This is a genomic window from Oleiphilus sp. HI0123, from assembly GCF_001635315.1.
Genome location: NZ_LWGE01001145.1, coordinates 1 through 5939 on the forward strand (window position 1 = coordinate 1; position 5939 = coordinate 5939).

Here is a 5939-nt window from a genome sequence, read left to right on the forward strand (position 1 = left end):
ACACCCATCGTCGTCGCTATTGTAAGTGCTGCCGGTTTGATCATGCCGAAAACTTCCTCACGCGGTATTACCTCACCTGCCGGTACCGCCGACACCATGGAAACTCTTGCTCCCGTGACCTTGAGCATTGAGCAAATGAGATCAGTAGTTGAACAAGAAGGCGGCTGTATTGCCTGGGGAGGCTCAGTTAGCCTTAGCCCGGCAGATGATATTCTGATTCGTGTCGAACGTGCACTCGACCTTGATAGCGAAGGCCAATTGGTCGCATCGGTGATATCCAAAAAAGTGGCTGCCGGGTCAACACATGCCTTAATCGATTTGCCGGTTGGCATTACCGCCAAAGTTCGCGATATGGACTACGCGACAAAACTATCGACACAGCTAGAACGAAGCAGTGAAGCCTTAGGATTAAAAATATCCTGCCTAATGACAGATGGCCAACAACCCGTGGGTTTCGGCATCGGCCCTGCCTTGGAAGCGCAAGATATTTTAACCGTACTACAAAATAGCCCGCTAGCACCTCAAGACCTAAGACAGAGAGCACTACTGATTGCTGCAAAGATTTTGGAAATGGGCGATGCGGCAGAGCCGAATCACTGCCTTGATAGGGCCACAGAAATTCTGGATTCAGGCAAAGCCTGGACAAAATTCCAAGCTATATGTGAGGCGCAGGGAGGTATGAGGGAACCACCCAAGGCCCCCTATCGTCATGAGGTATTCTCGGATAAACAGGGTATAGTTTGTTACATCAATAACCGCTTTATCAGTAAACTGGCTAAACTCGCTGGCGCGCCCTCTGCAGCTGCCGCCGGTATACTCTTTAAGACCCATTTAGGGGATATAGTCGATATTGGTACACCACTTTTTGAACTGCACGCAGAAACAAAAGGTGAACTTGAATATGCGATCGACTTTCTAAGCGCTCACCCTGATGCTATTCGAATTGAGGAAGAAACTCTATGAAACCTTTAATTTTTGACCTCTACGCTGCACCTGAGCTATTCGCTGCGCTATCTACGGAGTTAAATGCAGAACCTGCCAAGTTGGAACACCGCCAGTTCCCTGATGGTGAAACTTACATGAGAGTACATAGCGATTACCAGCAGCGTGAAGCCATTATAGTCTCGAATATGCACCAGCCAAATTCAAAGTTTCTACCCTTGGTTTATCTTTGCGAAACCTTACGCGAGCTTGGAATAGCCAGTATTACCTTAGTCTGTCCTTATCTTCCCTATATGCGTCAGGATATTAAGTTTCACGAAGGAGAGGCTCTGACTTCACGCTATTACGCTAAGTTGTTAAATCAGTATTTAGATCGCTTAATCACCATCGACCCTCACCTGCATCGCTACCATTCACTGGGTGAAATTTACACAATGGAAACACACACTCTGCAAGCTAACCCTTTAATAGCCTCATGGGTTAAAGAAAATATTGAGACCCCCTTGGTGGTTGGCCCTGACAGTGAAAGTGAGCAATGGGCTGCGGCGGCAGCAGACATGATTGGCTGCCCCTACTTAATTCTAGAAAAACAACGTTTCGGCGATAAGAACGTAGAAGTTTCGAGCCCAAATGCTCAAGACTTTGCACAAAGAACCCCCGTACTTATTGACGATATTATCTCGACAGGTCGGACCATGATTCGTACTGCCGAAGCGCTTGTAGCCGAAGGTTTACAAGAGCCTATATGCATTGGTGTGCACGCACTTTTCTCTGAAGATGCATACTGTGAAATGTCTAAAGCACCGATCAAAGACATACTAACTTGTAACACCGTCCCCCACTCAACAAACACTATAGATATTGCCAGTATTATTGCAGAAGTCTTGAAGTAATAAAGCCAAATGTTAACTCACTTGAAACATTGACTATAAGATTTACAAAGCCACATTTTTATCATACGAAGCTTGCGCACAACTTAGACGAATAATCACTTTATAGTGCTTGAAAAACTGGCATCAAAATCATCACCGCTATTATCTAAGTGATTTCACAAAATTTTGCAGAGATCTTGTAAATTCGTGGACCTGCCCACACCTTCTAGCTGTACAGTTTTTGATCGCACCGATAAAATATCGCTAACACTTTGTAACAGTAAGAGGTCGTTACCGTGCACGATGGATCAAACTTTAAAGAAGCGGAGTCTTCTCACTTAGGTAATCAGGACTCTCGTATCGTCCCGATCGATTTTGATAAACTAAGATACTTAGCTTCGAACAAGCCAGAAGCATTTGAGCGTTACCGTGAAGAGCTCTATCAACAAGCAATCGAGCAAGCACCTATTGAACTTCAGCGCCGTTTGAAAGGAGTGCAGTTCAGGATAAATATGGCCAGGCAAGGTGCCAGAAGCCCATTATCGTCCTGTATGAGACTTTCAGAAATGATGCATGATTCGTTTGTGGAACTACAACTGGCATTGGCAAACCCACGAAAGTATTTACAGGAGCAAAGCAGCAAGCCTGCGGAAAGTGCGGAGATTGTTGAGTTGTTTCCCAAGTAGAGCCTGCCCCGTGCTACCCCGTCAGCGAGCCGTGGAAGGCTCTGCCTACAAGAACAAAAAAGGGGAACCGCTATGGCTCCCCTTTTTTAATTTCTTTGCTGGTTTATAGCAATTCTTCCAACTTAGCCATTACCTTATCAGCAAACTCTGTTGTGCTTAGAATCTCGATGCCCTGACCAGGCTTAGACAAGTCACTTGTAGAGAAGCCTGCTTCGAAGACGCTCTGCATAGCAGTCCAAACCGCTTTCGCTTCTTCTTCCAAACCAAAACTCATGTCCAGCATCAATGCAACAGAACCAATCATTGAGTATGGGTTAGCTTTGTTTTGGCCAGCAATATCTGGTGCAGAACCGTGAGAAGGTTCGTAGTATGCTTTCTCAGGCCCCATACATGCTGATGGCATTAGACCTAGAGAACCAAGAATACCGCCACCCTGGTCACTCAAGATATCACCGAACATGTTTTCCATGACCATGACATCAAACTGACCTGGGTTCAAACATAGGTGAGTCGCAGCTGCATCAACCAACATGTGAATGACTTCTACTTCAGGGTAATCTTTAGCAACTTCTTCAAGCACTTCGTTCCAAAGTACAGAAGAGATCAATACATTACTCTTGTGAATATTGTGAAGAACTTTCTTACGCTTCATAGATTCTTTAAAAGCAACTTCCAAAATCTGTCGGATCTGGCTTTCATCGTAATCCAAGGTTTCTTTTACATAGCGAAGGCCATCTTCAGTCTTACCACTTTCTTTTCCACCGAAGTAAAGACCACCGATCAATTCACGAATCAACATGATGTCGATACCATTGCCCACTACTTCTTTTTTAAGTGGTGAGAAATGAGCCATACCTGCTGGCAAAGAAATCGGGCGAAAGTTTGCATAGGTATTCAAACGACGACGCATTGGTAATAAAGCACCACGCTCAGGACGCTCTTCTACAGGAATCTTCTCAGACTCTTCATGGCTCAAGCCGATTGGGCCTTTAAGAATTGCATCCGCTGTATCACATAGATCAATCGTTTCCTGAGGGAAAGACTTACCATGTGAGAAGTAAGCACTGGCTCCGAATGGGCCGTCGATGCAATCAAAAACAACATCACGTTTTTCTTCAATTAGCTTTAATACACGCAAAGCCTGCTCTGTAATTTCTGGGCCAATGCCGTCACCTGCGAGAACCGCAATCTTGTATGTTTGAGTCATTATTTTTTCCTAGCGAAATAATACGTCGATCTAAATGTGGGCGTATTGTAAAGATAGCGCCCCCTATCTGGCAAATAAATTGATTTATAAAGAAGACGATATGGCCATTCAAATAGCGCATATCGACCATAATAGGTTGACGGGCGCGTCACCATTATGTAACTTGCTTACCCCTTAGATTAAAGTGTTAACAGAGCATTAGGCCAATCGCCTCGGTGTCGGGATACAAACTTCTGTTAACATGCTGTATGTAAACTAATTTGTTTTGAGATTTTGTGGCAATGGCGTACGAAAATATACTTTATGAAGTAATTGGTCCTCTGGGATTAATCACCCTTAACAGACCAACAAAGCATAACGCGGTGTCGTTAGCGACGCTGGATGACCTTCATAACGCTTTTGCTGAAGCTGAAGCCGACCCTCAGGTTCGCGTTATCGGTTTAACCGGTGCGGGCGAGAAAGCCTTTGCTTCAGGTTCAGACCTTAACGAAGTAGAACACCGAGATATTAAGAAAGCACTTGAACCGATTGTTCAAGGTTTTGCTGAACGCTGTGAGCGTAGTGAGAAAGTATCTATCGCCGCCATCAATGGTATCTGTATGGGCGGTGGCTTGGAGCTGGCACTGGGTTGCGATATTCGTATCGGTACGACTAACTCCAAATATGCAACACCTGAAGGCAAGCTAGGTATTATTCCTGGTGGTGGTGCAACTCAGCGTTTACCACGTATTGTTGGTAAAGCTTGGGGCATGGAAATGTTATTAATGGGTGAAACCATTGATTCTGACCGCGCTTATCAAATAGGCTTAATTACCCGTTTGCTTGAGCCAGAAGATCTTATGCCGACGCTACATAAAATGGCAGGTCAAATTGCCGCGTTTGCGCCACTCGTTCCTCAGTTTATGAAGTCGATGGTCAACTATGGCCTTGAGGCAGGACAACACTCTGGCTTGGCTATGGAAAAGTTTGCTCAAGCAGCCTTGATCGAAACAGCCGACAAAAAAGAAGGCTTACGTGCCTTCCTTGAAAAACGTCCGCCAAACTGGTCTGGCCGTTAATTTCAATCATAAATTACTAGAAGGCTTTGAAGCACTGTTTCAAAGCCTTTTTTGTTTCAAGCTCAAGCAAGTGATACGTAAATGGAGAAGTTCATGGGGAAAACAGCATGGGTTGCTGGCGCAAACGGACTAATCGGTAGTCATTTGGTTTCTTTGCTCAATCAACATCCCGCTTATGAACGTGTTGTTGCTTTCGTCCGCTCACCTTCAAGTGCCTCTTGGGCCAAGCTGCCTAAGGTTGAACAATGGCCAGTCAACTACCGTGAGCTCAGCGCTCCCGAACCCAAAAAAGTAGACGATATATTTTGCGCCCTGGGTTCTACTACTCGTAAAACGCCAAATAAAGAAGCTTACTACGAAATAGATGTCACCTTTCCTTTGAATGTTGCACGGCTAGGTCTTCAGAACGGCGCTCGCTATTATGGCCTTGTCTCTGCGCATGGTGCCAAGGTGAAAGCGTTCTCCTACTATATGCAAATGAAAGGCGAACTGGAACATCAGCTACTTGAGCTCAATTATCCTCATATAGCACTTGCTAGGCCTAGCCTATTACTCGGCGACAGAGGTGAATTTCGTCCAGCTGAAAAGCTAGGTGAAGTATTTATGGGCATACTCCCTGGCAATTTAAAAGCGATTCAAGCTCACGATGTTGCCGCTGCACTGATTCTTGAGGCAAATCGTTCTAAGCGGGGCACACAAGTGCTTAACTCAGCAATGATGCAAGGCGCGATAAAACAGCTAGAAAAGTAAACACCATGGCAAAGAACCCTGAAATCAGTACAGAGCAAATTCAAACTGAAATCGCTGAACTCAACGAGCAAATTCAGACACTCCAATTAGCAACACTTGGAAAAGATAAAGAGCCGTGCATCAGCTATACCCCCTTTCTGAAAACGGGCTCAGCTTACTACATTTTTATCAGTCAGCTTGCGACACACACGCACAATTTACTTGCTCACCCCAGTCTCTCTATTTTGATCATTGAAGATGAAGACAAGAGCAAAAACGTTTTTGCCCGCAAGCGACTAAACCTTAAGTGCAAAGCAGAAGAACTCAAGCAAGAAGACCCTGAATGGAACAATATTCTTGATGGCTTTGAAAAACGTCATGGAAATACAGTGACGCTGCTTCGCTCTTTACCAGACTTTCATCTATTCAGACTAACTGCGGTTTC

General features: G+C 44.9%; 7 protein-coding genes. 6 read left to right on the top strand and 1 reads right to left on the bottom strand.

Features of this window, described 5'->3' with window-relative positions; genetic code table 11:
• The 3 genes from A3761_RS12090 to A3761_RS12100 form a co-directional block, all read left to right on the top strand.
• The coding region (locus A3761_RS12090) for a thymidine phosphorylase (RefSeq protein WP_156491814.1) at window positions 1–963 on the top strand (963 nt) is incomplete at its 5' end.
• Complete coding sequence (locus A3761_RS12095) at window positions 960–1835, top strand: ribose-phosphate pyrophosphokinase (protein WP_068552971.1); 876 nt, start codon at window positions 960–962, stop codon at window positions 1833–1835. The genes A3761_RS12090 and A3761_RS12095, both read left to right, overlap by 4 nt.
• A gap of 275 nt (window positions 1836–2110) precedes the next feature.
• On the top strand, window positions 2111–2500 hold the full coding sequence (locus A3761_RS12100) for a DUF3135 domain-containing protein (RefSeq protein WP_068510366.1): 390 nt from the start codon (window positions 2111–2113) through the stop codon (window positions 2498–2500).
• A 103-nt stretch (window positions 2501–2603) separates the two neighbouring features.
• Here A3761_RS12100 and leuB read toward each other — a convergent pair whose 3' ends face one another.
• Window positions 2604–3707 (bottom strand): 3-isopropylmalate dehydrogenase, encoded by a 1104-nt coding sequence (gene leuB / locus A3761_RS12105; protein WP_068510364.1) that lies wholly within the window; start codon window positions 3705–3707, stop codon window positions 2604–2606.
• Between the two features lie 281 nt (window positions 3708–3988).
• Here leuB and A3761_RS12110 point away from each other — a divergent pair, with 281 nt between their 5' ends.
• From A3761_RS12110 to A3761_RS12120, 3 genes are all read left to right on the top strand, one after another.
• Window positions 3989–4765 carry an enoyl-CoA hydratase/isomerase family protein gene (locus A3761_RS12110; protein WP_068510362.1) on the top strand — a complete coding sequence of 259 codons (777 nt, stop codon included), beginning with the start codon at window positions 3989–3991 and terminating at the stop codon, window positions 4763–4765.
• Between the two features lie 93 nt (window positions 4766–4858).
• Window positions 4859–5515, top strand: coding sequence for an NAD-dependent epimerase/dehydratase family protein (locus A3761_RS12115; protein ID WP_068510361.1), 657 nt, complete (start codon window positions 4859–4861; stop codon window positions 5513–5515).
• 5 nt (window positions 5516–5520) lie between these two features.
• The coding region (locus A3761_RS12120; protein WP_068750275.1) for a HugZ family protein at window positions 5521–5939 on the top strand (419 nt) is incomplete at its 3' end.